This is a genomic window from Ruegeria sp. CF8, assembly GCF_056537285.1.
Genome location: NZ_JBQFRG010000005.1, coordinates 310,739 through 326,220, shown reverse-complemented (window position 1 = coordinate 326,220; position 15,482 = coordinate 310,739). Strand labels below are relative to the sequence as shown.

Here is a 15,482-nt window from a genome sequence, read left to right as displayed (position 1 = left end):
GGCCAGCCGTTTTTTGCCGCTCTTTCAGACGTTCGACGCTGGACGCTGAGCGAGAATAAGATAGCGTAAGCACGATTCATCCTGAGGGCTGGCACGTGCTGCGCTATTTCATTGTTTTACTCCTATCCCTTTCGCTGAGCGCCTGTGTCGACCGGACGGTGTCCGAAATTGTTCCATCGGCCGTAAATGTTGGTACACCTGAAACGATTTTTGCCAGTACGACCCGAGCGCGCGAAGTCGACGGATCTTATGGATTCCGGCGTGGCGAGTCGCTCCAGTTTCTGGAAACGACCGTTTCCATTCCGCCGACACATACGCCGGGTACGCTCAAATTCTCGTATGCAAACCCCAACCCGCAGAAAGAATTTGTTCTGACAGGCGTGACAGAGTTGGACGGCCCGCAAGGTCTGCGCGAACACCTGCGCGGTCAGGACGACGTTACGATTTTTGTACACGGTTATAACTCGACCCAGACCGAAACGATCTTCCGCGCCGCTCAACTGACCCATGACATCGGTCTTCCGGGATCTACGCTGGTGTATTCATGGCCAAGCCGAGCAACCGGCTATGGGTATGCCTACGACTTGGACAGCATGCTGTTCGCCCGCGACGGGCTGGAGCAGACCATCCGTGAACTCAAGGCCATGGGCGTTAAACGCGTTATTCTAGTTGCACATTCCATGGGCGGCGCCTTGTCGATGGAAATGATGCGACAAGCTGAGCTGCAGGAACCCGGGTGGGCGAAAAGAAACCTCGAAGGTGTCGTGCTGATCTCACCGGATCTGGATCTGGATCTGTTTCGCTCGCAAATGAAACGCATCGACAATCCACCCGACCCGTTTCTTGTTATGGTATCCCAAAAGGACAAAATCCTGAATATCTCGGCTCGTCTGCGTGGTACGAATGAAGGTGAGAGGTTGGGCAACATCAGCTCGATCGACTCGCTTGAGGAGTTTCCGATTAGCGTGATTGATACCACTGCATTCAACAGCGATGCAGCGTCCTCGCATTTCGTCGCCGCGACCTCTCCGGCACTGCTATCGATCCTCAGCTCATTGCGTCGTATCAACAGCACGTTCGGGCGCGAAGATCGGCAGGCCATTGATATTCTTGTGCCGCCCAGCGAACGCAATCCCGATGGTGCCACTGAAATTGTATTGACCGAAACCGGACAGGCCGAGGTGACCACGCCGTGACGCAGTTTAATCTGCGTCGGTTTCTTACCGACAATGCGGCGTGGTTGGGAGCCGGAGTTCTGTTGACCTTCCTGTCCAGCTTTGGGCAGACCTTCTTTATCTCGGTCTTTGCTGGTGAAATCCGCGCTGCTTACGGCCTCAGCCACGGGTCCTGGGGTGGGCTGTATTCTCTGGGCACGCTAGTCGCGGCACTGGTGATGATCTGGGCGGGCGGGCTGACAGATATTTTCCGCGTCCGAATGTTGGGACCTGTGGTTCTGGCCGGGTTGGCGTTGGCGGCATTGGCCATGTCGCTGAACAGCTGGGTATTGCTGCTGCCGGCGGTGATCTTCCTTTTGCGCCTGTTTGGGCAAGGTATGAGCACCCATCTTGCGATGGTCGCAATGGCCCGTTGGTTCACTGCAACTCGAGGCAAGGCCTTGTCCATTGCCTCGGTCGGGTACGCAATCGGAGAGGCGCTGCTGCCGCTGGCATTTGTCACCGCCATGGTGTTTCTGGACTGGCGGTGGCTGTGGGGGCTTGCAGCCATTATCGTTTTGCTGGGTATTCCAATTCTGATGCGCCTTCTTAGGGAAGAACGCACACCGCAAAGCCTTGCCAGCGAGTATTCAGCCACCGGTATGCAAGGCCGTCACTGGACACGACGTGACGCGCTGGAACACCCGTTGTTTTGGTTTATGGCACCCGCTGTCCTTGGGCCTTCGGCTTTTGTCACGGCCTTCTTTTTTCATCAGGTCCATTTGGCCGAAGTGAAAGGATGGGCTCATATCCAGTTGGTCGCATTGTTTCCTGTTTATACCGGGGTATCGCTGCTTTCGATGTTTGCAGCCGGTTGGGCGTTGGACAAATGGGGCACAGCACGGATGATGCCCTATTACCAACTGCCGATTGCGTTGGGTTTTGTGACTCTGGCCCTGACGACTTCGATTGCAGGGGCGACGCTTGGGCTGGCTCTTCTGGCGCTCACCGCCGGGGCAAACAGCACGTTGCCCAGTGCCTTCTGGGCCGAGTTCTACGGCACCCGACACATCGGTGCGATCAAAGCGATGGCAACAGCAGTCATGGTTCTGGGCTCGGCGATCGGGCCGGGCCTGACCGGAGTGCTGATCGATTGGGGCGTTTCGTTGGATACACAGTTCCTGTGGACCGGAGGATTTTTTGTTCTGGTCTGCACGCTGGTTCGTGTTGGCGTCACCCAAGCGGCACGATCCCTTTAGCGAAGACGCCGCAAGTACACGTAATAAGCTCCGTCGCCACCATGGCTTATATGGGCAGGCGTAACCTGCATCACCGCTTGCGCCAGTGGCGGTATGGTCAGCCAATGCGGCACCTGATTGCGAAGAACTCCGCGTGGGGTCGGAATCGGGCCCGGTTCGTCCCGATCTTTACCCTTGCCGGTCACAACCAAAACCAAGCGTTTGCCTTGGGCTTGCGCTGTCAGGACAAAACGGATCAGCGCGGGATGTGCTGTGTCGACCCGCATACCGTGCAAGTCCAGCTTGCTTTCCGGTTTGAGCTTACCGCGCTTCATTCGGCCAAAGGCTTTGTTGTCCATCTGAACCGGCGTTCTGCGCAGCGCATCCGTGACAGATGGCTTCAAATCATTTGGCTTTGGTTTTGTCTGATGGGTCTCACCAATTTCAAACGCTTCGAACCGGGGTTTCGGTGTTTTCTTCGGCTTGGGTTTCGGCAATGAGGTCGGATGCACCGTCTGTGGAATTTCCGGATGCATCCGTTCGGCTTGCTTGGCGACTTTGCGCCACAGCTCGATCTCTTCTGTCGTCAGTTTGCGTCGGGTCATCAGAACTCATCCGGCAGCAGGGCATAGGCCCGCTGTATCGGCAGCAAAACGATCATCCGACCCGGATCTTTCAACCTGCCTGCGGCTTGCCCGGCCTCGTCACCCGTTCCAAAAAAAATGTCTGCCCGCTGGGCACCCTTGATGGCGGCGCCTGTGTCCTGCGCGATCATCAGGCGACGCAGCGGGTTTTTACCGTCTTTCTCAACCCAGACCGGCGCCCCCAATGGCGTATAAGCCGGATCCGCCGCAATGCTGCGCATCGTTGTGATGGATCGGTTCATGGCTCCCAATGGCCCAAGTTCGGGCGCAACGCGCGAGACTTCACGAAAGAACACATAGGAAGGATTGTGGAACAACAGCTCGGCACCAGCCTCAGGGTTCTTGCGCACCCAGGCTCGGATCATCTGAGCACTGACCTCATGCGCGCCTAGAATCCCGCGCCGAACCAGTTCGACACCGATGGATCTGTACGGATGACCGTTTGCGCCCCCGTATCCCACACGCAAGGCACCACCATCGGGCAGCCGCACACGTCCCGAACCCTGAATTTGCAGGAAAAACAGCTCGACCGGGTCGTCAACCCAGGCAATCTCAAGCCCGCGACCCTGCATCACATCACCAGTCAGGATTTCGCGACGGCTAAGCCATGGCCCATCCCGCGCTTCAGGCGGCATTTTGTAGATGGGGTACTTGAAACGATCAGTCCGGCTACGCGCACCATCAAGTTCAGGTTCAAAATACCCCGTGAACAGGGCGTCCTTGCCATCTTCGACCAAGACGGGGCGGAAAAAGAGCTCAAAAAACGCCCGTGCCGCATCCGCTTCATATGTCCCGGCAACTCCGCACAACGCACGCCAGTCCGGGTCCTTCAGATCGCCGCAAGTGTTCAGAAAAACGGAAAGGGCCGCGCCGTGGTCATCATCGGCCCAGCCCTGCAGATCGTCAAACGACAGAATGGATCGCGTTGCCTCGGCTCCGGCAGCGCTGGCGGCGGTCATTGCACCCACCAGAAAAAGCGACCGGAGTTTAGCAATCATGCGTCCGTGGCAACAAGCAGCCAGTTCGGATCGTCCTTGCCCATCACACGGGCAAAGGTCCAGCTGTCCTTTTGGCGTTTCACGGTGTTGGGGTTGCCTTCGACAATATCACCGCCGCGATCCCGCACGACCGAGGTCAGTTCACCCACAAATTTCATGGTAATCTCGGCCTCGTTGGTGTCTTTGTCGAACTTGACATCCGACAGGGTGGTTTCCCGCACGCCGATAAACTCGGCCTCGATCGTCAGGCCCTGATCTTCGCGGGCAGCGACGACCGAGACGAATGTTTCAAACACCTCTTCCGACAGGAACGGCTGGATTTCGTCCAGATTGCCTTTTTCGAACCCCATCACAATCATTTCATAGGCACCGCGTGCGCCCTGAACAAATTCATTGACGGAAAAAGCGGGCTCAACCCGTTTCATCGCCGCCAGGGTTTGCGCCTGTTCGCTGTCTTCGGCGACATGGTCGGTGATGTCATGATCCGGGCCGCCTTCGATCACCTCGAAATCGCGACGCGATTTATGCGCTTCAGGCTGTTGCTGCAAAGGTGGTTTTTCAAAACCTTCACGCGTACCCAATACGCTTTTGAGGCGCAGGATCAGGAAAACGGCAATTCCGGCCAGGACCAGTAGCTGGATCATGGGTTCGTTCATTTCATCCTCTTTTCAGAACCGCGACTTTGTATACGCGGCCTCATGCCACTATGTAGGTGAGCGTGGGTGGCAAGTCCACAGCCCGGCCTAAGGGAAAGGATAACGCAAATGTATCTGTTCTTGGCATTTTTATTGGTGCCTATCATCGAGATCGCTCTGTTTATTCAGGTAGGTGGTCTGATTGGGCTTTGGCCAACTCTTGCCATCGTTGTGCTGACCGCCGTTCTAGGCACGGTGCTGGTGCGGACACAAGGTCGCATGGCGTTGATAAGTTTGCAGCGCTCGTTCGCTGAATTGGACGACCCGACCGAGCCTTTGGCCCACGGTGCTATGATCCTTTTGTCCGGCGCATTGCTGCTGACACCGGGTTTTTTCACCGATGCCATAGGATTTGCCTTGCTGGTACCGGGCGTTCGTGTCGCTGTGTTCCGCTATCTGAAATCGAAAGTCACCGTGGCACAGTTTCAGATGGGACCGGGCACAGGATTTCAATCGCGACAAAACCCTTTCGAGCAGGGGGACATCATTGACGGCGAATTCAGCGAAGTTCGCCCGAAAAAAGACCCTTCAAAGCCGTCGAAATGGGTGGAAGGCCCCCACCAGCATTGAGGTGCCGCGCCCAACTTGCTAAGCAGTGGCGAAATTTAATTTTGGAGTAGATCCATGGCCGAAGAAAACGCTGCAGAAAACACTGCGGCCCAAGCCGCCCCGCAGGTTCAAATGCGGGTTCTGGGGCAGTTCATCCGTGACATGTCTTTTGAAAACGTGATGGCGCAAAAGGGTGTGTCAGGCGACGTGCAGCCGGAAATCGCTGTTCAGGTGAACCTGGACGCGAAAAAGCGCAGCGCTGAACATCAGTTCGAAGTGTCCATCAAACTGAACCTGACATCCAAAGCCAAAGGCATGGATGATGTGTTGTTCCTGTGCGAACTGGACTATTGCGGGCTGTTCCACGTGGAAGGCGTGCCAGAAGATCAGATGCACCCGTTCCTGATGATCGAATGCCCGCGGATGCTGTTCCCGTTCCTGCGCCGCATTGTCAGCGACATCACCCGTGATGGTGGCTTCCCGCCGGTGAATCTGGACAATATCGATTTCGTGGCGCTGTATCGCAACGAATTGATGCGTCGTCAAGCCGAACAGGCCCAAAAGACCGACGCTTAAGGCTTCGACCCGTGCCTGATCGGATCAGGCGCGGGTCCACAGGGCGCTTTCGCCCAGCTTCCCCACAAATTCTTCATGTGCTGCGCGCTCATCTTCGGTAATCCGGGATGGCAACGGTGTGCTGCGCGGTGTCGGTCGCCAGTCATCGCCGCCACCGGATGCAGATGATGCGGACGTTGACAGGCCAAAATCAGGCTGCCGCCCACCGATCAGCTCAAGATAAACCTCGGCCAGAATTTCAGAATCGAGCAAAGCGCCGTGCAGAACACGGTTTGAATTGTCGATATTGAAACGACGGCAAAGCGCATCCAGCGACGCTGGAGAACCGGGAAACCGTTTTCGGGCGATTGCCAGCGTATCCAGCGCTTGTTCCATCGGGATCAACGGCGCGCCCATCCATTTCAGTTCAGCGTTCAGGAACTTCATGTCGAACGATGCGTTGTGGATCACCAACCGCGCATCCCCAACAAATTCACGAAACCCGTGACCCACCTTTGCAAACACCGGTTTGTCTTTCAGCGTCACTTCACCCTTTTCCGGCGGGCGCGGATTATCCAATAGATCCGGGCCGATGCCATGCACGCCAAACGCCTCATCCGGCATGCCGCGTTCTGGGTTGATATAGACGTGATACGTTTCACCCGTCGCGACATGATTCCACAGCTCAACGGCTCCGATTTCAACAATCCGGTCTCCGCTTTCGGGATCGAACCCGGTGGTTTCGGTATCGAGTACGATCTCACGCATCTTTCATCCCCGCCCGTATCTGCCTGACCACATCCTGCACCTGCTCGCGGGCATGGTCCAGCGTGTCTGTTACGATTACAAAATCCGACCGCGCACATTTCTCATCATTCGGCATCTGCTTGGCGCGGATCTGTTCGAACTGCGCCTCGGACATTGTTCCCCGTTCCATTACTCGGCGCTTTTGTTCATCCGCCGGAATCGAAACGCAAGCGACGGCGTCCATGGCTGCGTCTCCACCTGTTTCAAAAAGAAGTGGAATGTCGAACACCAGAATGTCGCTTGTTGTGTTTTCGCGAAACACTGCGCGGTCTTTCGCGACCAGGGGATGCACAATCGCTTCGATTGCTTTCAACGCTTCGGGATCGGCCGCAATGATCTGCTTTAACGCGTCCCGGCTTACGGCTTCGTCAACAATCGCACCAGGGAAGGCTACTCGCATCGGTTCAATTGCAGCACCTCCGGGCGCGTACAACCGATGCACTGCCGCGTCCGCATCCCACAGGGCGCAGCCTTCTTCGACAAACATCTGTGCCGTGGTGCTTTTCCCCATGCCGATGGAACCTGTCAGGCCAAGGGCAAAACTCATGCCAAAGCCGCCGCGCGCGTCTCTGCATCCACTTCGGGGCGCACACCGAACCACCGCTCAAAACCCGGAACCGCCTGGTGCAATAGCATGCCCAAACCATCAACCGTGGTGCAGCCAGCCTCTTCTGCTGTTTTGAGAAGGTTTGTTTTTAACGGGGCATAGACCAGATCGGTTACCACCGCACCGGGTTGCAACCCGTCCAGCGGAACCCGCAATTCCGGCTGGCCCTGCATCCCCAATGAGGTCGTGTTGACCACCAGTTCTGCGTTTTCGATGACATTTCCGGCCTGAACCCAATCGACAACACGAATACGCTGACCAAATTCTTCTTTCAGATGATCCGCACGGGCGCGCGTTCGATTGGTCAACAGGATTTCGGGTACGCCCGCATCAGACAAGGCTTGCAGAACCGCACGGGCCGCACCGCCAGCTCCGAACACTACGGCCGGGCCGTCTTTGGCATTCCAGTCTGGGGCACCGCTGCGCAAGTTTTCCATGAATCCGTACCCATCGGTATTGTCCGCGTGGATCGAGCCATCTTCGCGGAACACCAAAGTATTCGCAGCGCCAATCACCGTTGCGCGGTCGGATACGTGATCCGCGATCTTCAACGCTGCTTCCTTGTGTGGAACAGTCACATTGGCCCCGACAAAACCGGCTTTAGGCAGCGCACGTAGCACGGTTCCCAGATCGGCAGGGGCAACATCCATTGGGATGTAATGCCCGGCAAGATCATACGTCTTTAGCCAATGACCATGCAGTTTTGGTGAACGCGAATGCCCAATGGGATGTCCGATCACCCCGGCCAGAGGAACCCGGTAGTCCGTCATTGATCGATCACCCCTTTGACAGCCAAAAAGTTGAGAAGCTCCAACAGGGGCATACCCAAAACGTTAAAATAGTCGCCGTCAATGGTGGCGAACAGGCGGACACCTTCTTCTTCCAGCTTATATGCTCCGACGGCGTGGCGGATACTGTCCCAGTTCCGTGAAACATAGTCCCTCAGATAAGCATCAGAACTGGCCCGCATCCGCAGACGTACCTGTCCGACGTGCCGCCAAATCGGCTCACCGTCCTGATAAATCACTGCCGCAGACAAAAGCATGTGCCGTTTGCCTCGCATCGCTTTTAGCTGAGCCAGTGTCTGTTCCGGGGTTTCAGGTTTTGACAGCAACTGACCGTCAAAATCCAGAACCTGATCACACCCCAGCACCATAGCGCCAGGGTTCTTATCACTGACCTTGCGGGCTTTCATTTCAGCAAGCGTGTCGGCAATATCCCGTGGTGACGCGTTTTCAGCCAGCAAGGCGCGCTTGGCTGTGTCTTCATCCACGCGCGCGGTTTGAACCGAAAAAGGGACACCTGCGTTCTCAAGCAGCTGCGCCCGTATCGTAGATCCCGATGCCAGAAGAATGGGGACAGACATGTGGAAAACCCCGTGTGCAAGTCAATGAGAGTTCTGGGGTGCTTTGTATGGTTTTACGGTTGACACGCAACCCCGGGAAAATCGTGTCAAAGATCCCCGAGTCGCTCAAATCCCATCCAACCGGGACAAGGATAAGTCTGATCACAGGGATAACTGAGCTGTCCCGCGATAACCAAAGACTTATCCCCAGATCATCCGCCTGTTGTTTTATGCTAGTACATTGTTTTTAAATCCAAAAAAATTACTTCAACAGAATCATCGGAAAGTGAGATTGTTCTATCCACCTTGGGGAAAACACATGGGTAAAACAGTAATCCACGGTTTTTGAACGCCCTACAAAACCATCTTCCTTTTTCTTTTCTTATTTTTTTATTAGGGAGAGTTCCGAACAACGCTCGGAGCCAAAATGACTGATCTTCTTTTCACGCTGTACCCGTGGGTGAAGTCTCTCCATATCATGGCTGTGATCTCGTGGATGGCGGGTCTGTTCTATCTACCACGCTTGTTCGTCTATCACGTTGAGAAAGCTCAAGCTGTCGACGGGGCACAAGAAATTTTCTTTGAAATGGAAGAAAAGCTGCTGCGTGTGATTATGCGCCCAGCGATGATCGTGGCGTGGGTGTGCGGCCTGATCATGGTGTTTACACCAGGCATTGTTGGATGGGATTGGTCTTGGCCTTGGGTCAAAGGTGCGGCCGTGATCGGCATGACCTGGTTCCATCATTGGCTGATGGCCCGGCGCAAGGATTTCCTGGAAGGGCGAAATAAGCTCACTGGGCGGCAGTATCGCATGATGAACGAGGTTCCGACCGTTTTGATGGTTATCATCGTTCTGGCGGTCATTCTGAAGTTCTGAAGGCCCGTTTGACTCCGAAAGCAGTCGCGCATATGTAAGGGTCAACACGCCCGTCCGGGCGGCGTATCTTCCGTACTGAAATTCCACTTCGTGCCGCGCTGATCGCGGTGAAGGTATATATCATGACAACTGATGCCCTGAATCTGGCCGACCTAAAAGCCAAAAGCCCCAAAGACCTTCTGGCGATGGCCGAAGAGCTGGAGATCGAAAACGCCTCGACCATGCGGAAAGGCGAGATGATGTTCCAGATTCTACGCGAACGCGCGGATGAGGGCTGGACCGTTGGCGGTGACGGCGTGCTGGAAGTCCTGCAAGATGGCTTCGGCTTTCTGCGCTCACCCGAAGCGAACTATCTGCCGGGTCCAGATGACATCTACGTTTCACCCGACATGATCCGCCAGCACTCGCTGCGGACCGGTGACACGGTCGAAGGTGAGATTAAAGCCCCCGACGATAACGAGCGTTACTTTGCGCTGACCAAGGTCACCAAGATTAACTTCGAAGATCCGGAAAAGGCCAAGCACAAGATCCTGTTCGACAACCTGACGCCGCTGTACCCGGATGAGCGTCTGAAGATGGAGATCGAGGATCCGACCATCAAAGACAAGTCGGCGCGTGTGATCGACCTTGTGTCGCCGATCGGTAAAGGCCAGCGGTCGCTGATCGTGGCCCCGCCGCGGACCGGTAAAACGGTGATCCTTCAGAACATTGCGCACTCGATCGAACAGAACCATCCGGAGTGTTACCTGATCGTCCTTCTGATCGACGAACGCCCCGAAGAGGTGACCGACATGCAACGTTCTGTGAAGGGTGAGGTTGTATCCTCGACCTTCGATGAACCAGCAACGCGTCACGTTGCTGTGTCGGAAATGGTGATCGAAAAAGCCAAGCGTTTGGTCGAACATAAACGAGATGTTGTTATTCTTCTCGACTCGATCACAAGACTTGGTAGGGCGTTTAACACCGTGGTGCCATCCTCGGGCAAAGTTTTGACCGGTGGTGTGGATGCGAATGCTCTGCAACGCCCAAAGCGGTTCTTTGGTGCGGCACGGAACATTGAAGAGGGTGGTTCGCTGACCATCATCGCCACCGCGCTGATCGATACCGGCAGCCGGATGGACGAGGTGATCTTTGAAGAATTCAAAGGCACCGGTAACTCGGAAATTGTTCTGGATCGCAAGATCGCCGACAAGCGCGTGTTCCCGGCCATCGACATCCTCAAGTCCGGTACCCGGAAAGAGGACCTGCTGGTCGACAAGGGCGATTTGGCCAAGACCTTCGTTCTGCGCCGTATCCTCAATCCGATGGGTACCACCGACGCAATCGAGTTCCTGCTGTCGAAGTTGAAACAGACGAAGACAAACGGCGAGTTCTTCGATTCGATGAACACCTGACACAGGTCTTAGAACCAAGCGAGGCCTTCGAATGGATACGATATTCGCCTTGGCCAGCGCGCAAGGTAAAGCTGGAGTGGCGGTGATCCGCCTCTCTGGTCCTGACTCTCATTTCGCAGCTGCACACCTTACAGGAAATGCGCTTCCCAAACGTGGCATTGTCCTGCGCACTTTGCGGGACGAGAGTGGTGCGCGTCTGGATGACGGGTTGGTTCTGACATTCCAAGCCCCGGCCAGTTTCACCGGAGAGGATGTGGCGGAGCTGCAGATCCATGGCAGCACTGCATCCGTCAACGCCGTGTTGCGGTGTTTATCGGATATGGATGGTTTACGCATTGCCGAACCGGGAGAGTTCACGCGTCGGGCTCTTGAAAACGGTAAGATGGACCTGACCCAAGTCGAAGGTCTGGCTGACCTGATAGACGCGGAAACCGAAGCTCAACGTAAGCAGGCCCAAACCATTCTGGCTGGCGAGCTGGGTACACTGGCAGAACGGTGGCGCCGTGACTTGATACGGGCTGCGTCCTTGTTGGAAGCTGTCATCGACTTTGCCGATGAAGAGGTGCCAACTGATGTGACCCCTGAGGTACGAGAACTGATCCATGGTGTGATGTCAGACCTCAAACGTGAGGCCGACGGTGTGAAAATCGCTGAGCGTATCCGGACAGGGTTTGAAGTCGCAATTGTTGGTCTTCCGAATGCAGGCAAGTCCACTCTTCTAAATGCGCTGGCCGGTCGGAAGGCGGCCATTACCTCGGAATACGCGGGAACCACGCGGGACGTGATTGAAGTGCGAATGGATCTGGCTGGATTGCCAGTCACCTTGTTGGACACGGCGGGGTTACGTGAAACCGAAGATCATATCGAAAACCTGGGCATCGAGCTGGCACGCGGCAGAGCAGAGGCGGCCGATCTTCGTGTTTTTCTATCGGAAAAGCCGGATGAACTGGGCGTTGGGATGCAAGATGGTGACATTCACGTTCTGCCAAAAGCCGATCTTCGAGGTGCTGAAGGTCTGGGTGTATCCGGGAAGACAGGGCAGGGAATTGATGCGCTCGTAAACCAGATTTCGTGTGTATTAAGTGAACGAACAACTACCCATGGTATTGCCACGCGGGAACGCCATCGCATTGCAATTAACCGGGCATTGGATTCGCTTCAGTCTGCAATCGCGGTTCTGGAATCAGGTCCGGACCTGTATGATATCGCCGCAGAAGAGCTTAGAACTGCCATTCGAGCTCTTGAATCTCTGGTTGGTAGAATAGATGTCGAAACACTGCTGGATGAAATCTTCTCTAGCTTCTGTTTGGGAAAGTAAGGAGTGTTTCACGTGAAACATTCGAAGTTTGATGTGATCGTTATTGGAGCTGGGCACGCCGGTACCGAGGCTGCGCACGCATCTGCCAGGATGGGGGCAAGTACCGCGCTGGTAACGCTGTCTGCATCAGATATCGGAGTTATGTCCTGCAATCCAGCGATTGGTGGTTTAGGGAAAGGCCATCTGGTACGCGAGATTGACGCCTTGGATGGCGTTATGGGACGTGTTGCAGACCAAGCTGGTATTCAGTTCCGTTTGCTGAATCGCCGAAAGGGCCCTGCAGTACAAGGTCCTAGGACACAAGCGGACCGTGCCCTTTACCGGGCAGCAATGCAGAAAGAAACACAGGTTCAGCCCAACCTGTCTGTTATTGTCGGTGAGGTCGTTGATTTTATCATGGACGGCCCGCGTGTTTCCGGAGTTGCGCTGGCAGATGGCTCAGAGATTTCTGGGCGCGCTGTCATTCTGACCTCTGGCACGTTTTTGCGGGGCGTCATCCATATCGGAGATGTTTCTCGCCCGGGTGGCCGCATGGGGGATCGCCCATCAGTAAAGCTCGCGGAACGTCTGGACAGTTATGATCTGCCGCTGGGACGGTTGAAAACGGGCACGCCACCACGTTTGGATGGACGGACAATCGATTGGTCTGATCTTGAACGTCAAGACGGAGATGAGGACCCAACGTTGTTCTCGTTTTTGTCGAACGACGTGGTTGCCCCTCAGATTTCGTGTGGAATCACACATACCAACGCGAAAACGCACGAGATTATTGAGGCCAATCTTTCGAAGTCCGCCATGTATGGCGGTCATATTGATGGCATAGGTCCTCGGTATTGCCCCTCTATTGAGGACAAAATTGTGCGGTTTGCTGACAAGGAATCGCATCAGATTTTCCTGGAGCCTGAAGGCGTCAACGATCATACGATCTACCCCAATGGTATCTCGACATCATTGCCACAAGATGTGCAGTTGCAGTATGTTCGATCCATTAAAGGTCTTGAAAATGCGGAGATCCTGCAGCCCGGATATGCTATTGAGTACGACTACGTCGACCCTCGTGTCTTGACCGCAACCCTGTCGCTGCCCGATGTTCCTGGGTTGTACTTGGCAGGCCAGATCAATGGTACTACGGGTTATGAGGAAGCGGCCGCGCAGGGGATGGTCGCTGGCCTCAACGCCGCGTTAGAGGTGCAAGGTCGTGATCCTGTGCATTTCACCAGATCTGACAGCTACATCGGTGTGATGATAGATGATTTGACCACGCGCGGCGTGGCTGAGCCCTATCGTATGTTTACGTCACGAGCTGAATTCCGGCTTTCCCTGCGCGCAGATAACGCAGATCAACGTTTGACGCCGATTGGTATTGATCTTGGATGTGTCGGAGCCAACCGACGGCTGCATTTCGAAGACAAGATGGCTCAGCTTGATGCAGTAAAAACTAGATTGGCAGAACGCACCTATACACCAAAAGAAGTGTTGTCCGCTGGGATAAACGTCAACCAAGACGGCAATCGTAGGGATGGAATGGCGATCTTGGCTTTTCCGGACGTATCTTTCGATAATCTCTTGCCTTTGATTCCGGACCTACAGGGCGTAGACCAAGAAATCAGACTGCAGATTGAGCGCGACGCGCTTTACGCAAACTATATAGAGCGTCAGAAACGTGATGTGGAAGCAATGAAGCGGGATGAATCCTACGTAATTCCCCGGAATTTCGACTATTTCGCGTTGGATGGTCTATCGTCAGAGATGAAACAAAAGCTCTCACAAGCTAAACCTGAAAACATTGCACAGGCGAGCCGCGTAGAAGGGGTTACTCCTGCCGCACTTACTCTTGTTCTTGCAAAACTCCGTCGGGACCAAAGGGTTCGACAGGCATGACACCCGACTATTCTGCATTTGAACGGTTGAATGTTTCACGTGAAACATTCGAGCGCTTGGAGGCTTACGTTGAATTGGTGAGGCGCTGGAATCCCAAGATTAATCTTGTGTCCCGCAATAGTCTTGAACACATTTGGGACCGTCACATCCTTGACTCTGTGCAAGTTTTCGGCTGCGCGGAAAAGTTCGAGAACTGGGTAGATTTAGGAAGCGGGGGCGGGTTTCCGGGTATGGTGTGCGCCTTGATTGCAGCCGATCAATCACCGAAGTCGCAATTTACCTTTGTTGAAAGCGATCAACGGAAATCTGCCTTCTTACGCAGTGTTGCTCGGGAGTGTGGAGTACAGTGCCTAGTGGTTTCTAAGCGAATCGAAAGCGTGGATCATTTGGGCGCCGATATCCTTTCAGCGCGCGCATTGGCAGAGTTGCGGGTGTTATTATCGTTCTGTGACAGGCATTTAAGTAAAAATGGTACGGCCTTGTTGCCCAAAGGCGCAAACTGGAAAAAAGAACTGTCAGATGCGCAAGAGGAATGGAATTTCGACGTCGAGCCGATTACAAGTTTAACTGAACCTCAGGCCGTTATCCTTAAAATTAAAGGAGTATCACGTGGTTGATCTGTCCCGACCTTCAGGACCTCGGATTATTGCGGTCGCCAATCAGAAGGGCGGAGTAGGGAAGACAACGACGGCAATCAATCTGGCAGCAGGGCTGGCGGAATCCGGTTGCAGGGTTTTGGTGGTTGATCTTGACCCTCAAGGGAATGCGTCCACCGGATTGGGTGTAGAGGATCGGGATTGGACAACCTATGATCTGATCTTGGACGACGCGCCGTTGGAGGCTGTTGTTCAAGAGACCGAGATCGAAAACCTTCTGGTTGTTCCGGCAACCGTTGATCTGAGTTCTGCTGACATTGAATTGATATCCAATGAGAAGCGAAGCTATTTGTTGCATGATGCGTTGCGGCAGACTTCGGTCGATGTCTTTAACCTGGATTTCATCCTTATCGATTGTCCGCCTTCTTTGAATCTGCTGACCGTCAACGCCATGGTTGCGGCACATTCCGTCCTTGTACCGTTGCAAAGTGAGTTCTTTGCTCTGGAAGGTTTGTCGCAATTAATGTTGACGATCAGAGAAGTTCGACAAACCGCAAATCCTGACCTGAGAATCGAAGGTGTTGTGTTGACCATGTATGACAACCGCAACAACTTGTCTCGTCAGGTTGAGAAGGATGCGCGTGACAATCTGGGTGAGATGGTCTTTAAGACAAAGATACCCAGAAATGTGCGGGTCAGTGAGGCTCCGTCATATGCGCTGCCGGTCTTGCAATATGACTCGGGTTCGCTTGGTGCGATGGCCTATCGGCATCTGGCCCGCGAGATCATGCACAAGAACAATAAAACCGCTGCTTAGGCGGAAG

Annotated in this window: 17 protein-coding genes; 10 read left to right on the top strand and 7 right to left on the bottom strand. The window is 54.6% G+C overall.

All coding sequences use genetic code 11. The features are described from left to right. Positions 1-95 precede the first annotated feature (95 nt). The gene (locus ACR0EV_RS14045) at positions 96-1,196 is read left to right on the top strand and encodes an alpha/beta hydrolase (RefSeq protein ID WP_480800658.1); all 1,101 of its coding nucleotides are present in this window, start codon (positions 96-98) and stop codon (positions 1,194-1,196) included. Then, on the top strand, positions 1,193-2,413 hold the full coding sequence (locus ACR0EV_RS14040; RefSeq protein ID WP_480800657.1) for an MFS transporter: 1,221 nt from the start codon (positions 1,193-1,195) through the stop codon (positions 2,411-2,413). Before ACR0EV_RS14045 ends, ACR0EV_RS14040 begins: the two co-directional genes overlap by 4 nt. Here the strand turns inward: ACR0EV_RS14040 and ACR0EV_RS14035 are convergent. The 3 genes from ACR0EV_RS14035 to ACR0EV_RS14025 are packed head-to-tail and all read right to left on the bottom strand — an operon-like array spanning position 2,410 to position 4,690. Continuing rightward, positions 2,410-2,997 carry a Smr/MutS family protein gene (locus ACR0EV_RS14035; protein WP_480800656.1) on the bottom strand — a complete coding sequence of 196 codons (588 nt, stop codon included), beginning with the start codon at positions 2,995-2,997 and terminating at the stop codon, positions 2,410-2,412. The two genes, ACR0EV_RS14040 and ACR0EV_RS14035, sit on opposite strands and share 4 nt — an antisense overlap. Beyond that, positions 2,997-4,034, bottom strand: coding sequence for a murein transglycosylase A (mltA, locus tag ACR0EV_RS14030; protein WP_480800655.1), 1,038 nt, complete (start codon positions 4,032-4,034; stop codon positions 2,997-2,999). The genes ACR0EV_RS14035 and mltA overlap by 1 nt, the downstream gene beginning before the upstream one ends. Continuing rightward, a complete protein-coding gene (locus tag ACR0EV_RS14025) occupies positions 4,031-4,690 on the bottom strand; it encodes a Tim44/TimA family putative adaptor protein (protein ID WP_171092775.1) in 660 nt (219 codons plus the stop codon). Before ACR0EV_RS14025 ends, mltA begins: the two co-directional genes overlap by 4 nt. A 108-nt stretch (positions 4,691-4,798) precedes the next feature. On the opposite strand from ACR0EV_RS14025, the gene ACR0EV_RS14020 reads away from it, so the two are divergent. Then, on the top strand, positions 4,799-5,299 hold the full coding sequence (locus tag ACR0EV_RS14020; RefSeq protein ID WP_480800654.1) for an FxsA family protein: 501 nt from the start codon (positions 4,799-4,801) through the stop codon (positions 5,297-5,299). Between the two features lie 54 nt (positions 5,300-5,353). Continuing rightward, positions 5,354-5,854 carry a protein-export chaperone SecB gene (gene secB / locus ACR0EV_RS14015; protein WP_480800653.1) on the top strand — a complete coding sequence of 167 codons (501 nt, stop codon included), beginning with the start codon at positions 5,354-5,356 and terminating at the stop codon, positions 5,852-5,854. Between the two features lie 24 nt (positions 5,855-5,878). On the opposite strand, the gene dnaQ is transcribed toward secB, so the two are convergent. The 4 genes from dnaQ to ACR0EV_RS13995 are packed head-to-tail and all read right to left on the bottom strand — an operon-like array spanning position 5,879 to position 8,613. Beyond that, the gene (gene dnaQ / locus ACR0EV_RS14010; protein ID WP_480800652.1) at positions 5,879-6,601 is read right to left on the bottom strand and encodes a DNA polymerase III subunit epsilon; all 723 of its coding nucleotides are present in this window, start codon (positions 6,599-6,601) and stop codon (positions 5,879-5,881) included. Next, positions 6,594-7,187: a dephospho-CoA kinase gene (gene coaE, locus ACR0EV_RS14005; RefSeq protein ID WP_480800651.1), complete on the bottom strand. Its 594-nt coding sequence runs from the start codon at positions 7,185-7,187 to the stop codon at positions 6,594-6,596. Before coaE ends, dnaQ begins: the two co-directional genes overlap by 8 nt. Beyond that, positions 7,184-8,017: a shikimate dehydrogenase gene (locus ACR0EV_RS14000; RefSeq protein WP_480800650.1), complete on the bottom strand. Its 834-nt coding sequence runs from the start codon at positions 8,015-8,017 to the stop codon at positions 7,184-7,186. Before ACR0EV_RS14000 ends, coaE begins: the two co-directional genes overlap by 4 nt. Continuing rightward, positions 8,014-8,613, bottom strand: coding sequence for a Maf family protein (locus tag ACR0EV_RS13995; RefSeq protein WP_480800649.1), 600 nt, complete (start codon positions 8,611-8,613; stop codon positions 8,014-8,016). Before ACR0EV_RS13995 ends, ACR0EV_RS14000 begins: the two co-directional genes overlap by 4 nt. 406 nt (positions 8,614-9,019) lie before the next feature. Here ACR0EV_RS13995 and ACR0EV_RS13990 point away from each other — a divergent pair, with 406 nt between their 5' ends. The 6 genes from ACR0EV_RS13990 (at position 9,020) to ACR0EV_RS13965 (ending at position 15,475) form a co-directional block, all read left to right on the top strand. After that, positions 9,020-9,469, top strand: coding sequence for a CopD family protein (locus ACR0EV_RS13990; RefSeq protein WP_171670039.1), 450 nt, complete (start codon positions 9,020-9,022; stop codon positions 9,467-9,469). 122 nt (positions 9,470-9,591) lie between these two features. Beyond that, positions 9,592-10,863: a transcription termination factor Rho gene (rho, locus tag ACR0EV_RS13985; protein WP_171092791.1), complete on the top strand. Its 1,272-nt coding sequence runs from the start codon at positions 9,592-9,594 to the stop codon at positions 10,861-10,863. A gap of 31 nt (positions 10,864-10,894) precedes the next feature. After that, a complete protein-coding gene (mnmE, locus tag ACR0EV_RS13980) occupies positions 10,895-12,181 on the top strand; it encodes a tRNA uridine-5-carboxymethylaminomethyl(34) synthesis GTPase MnmE (protein WP_480800648.1) in 1,287 nt (428 codons plus the stop codon). A 12-nt stretch (positions 12,182-12,193) separates the two neighbouring features. Continuing rightward, a complete protein-coding gene (mnmG, locus tag ACR0EV_RS13975; RefSeq protein WP_480800647.1) occupies positions 12,194-14,062 on the top strand; it encodes a tRNA uridine-5-carboxymethylaminomethyl(34) synthesis enzyme MnmG in 1,869 nt (622 codons plus the stop codon). Next, positions 14,059-14,679 carry a 16S rRNA (guanine(527)-N(7))-methyltransferase RsmG gene (gene rsmG, locus ACR0EV_RS13970; protein WP_480800646.1) on the top strand — a complete coding sequence of 207 codons (621 nt, stop codon included), beginning with the start codon at positions 14,059-14,061 and terminating at the stop codon, positions 14,677-14,679. The genes mnmG and rsmG overlap by 4 nt, the downstream gene beginning before the upstream one ends. Next, entirely contained in the window at positions 14,672-15,475 is an 804-nt protein-coding gene (locus ACR0EV_RS13965; protein ID WP_480800645.1) for a ParA family protein, read from the top strand. The genes rsmG and ACR0EV_RS13965 overlap by 8 nt, the downstream gene beginning before the upstream one ends. Positions 15,476-15,482 lie beyond the last annotated feature (7 nt).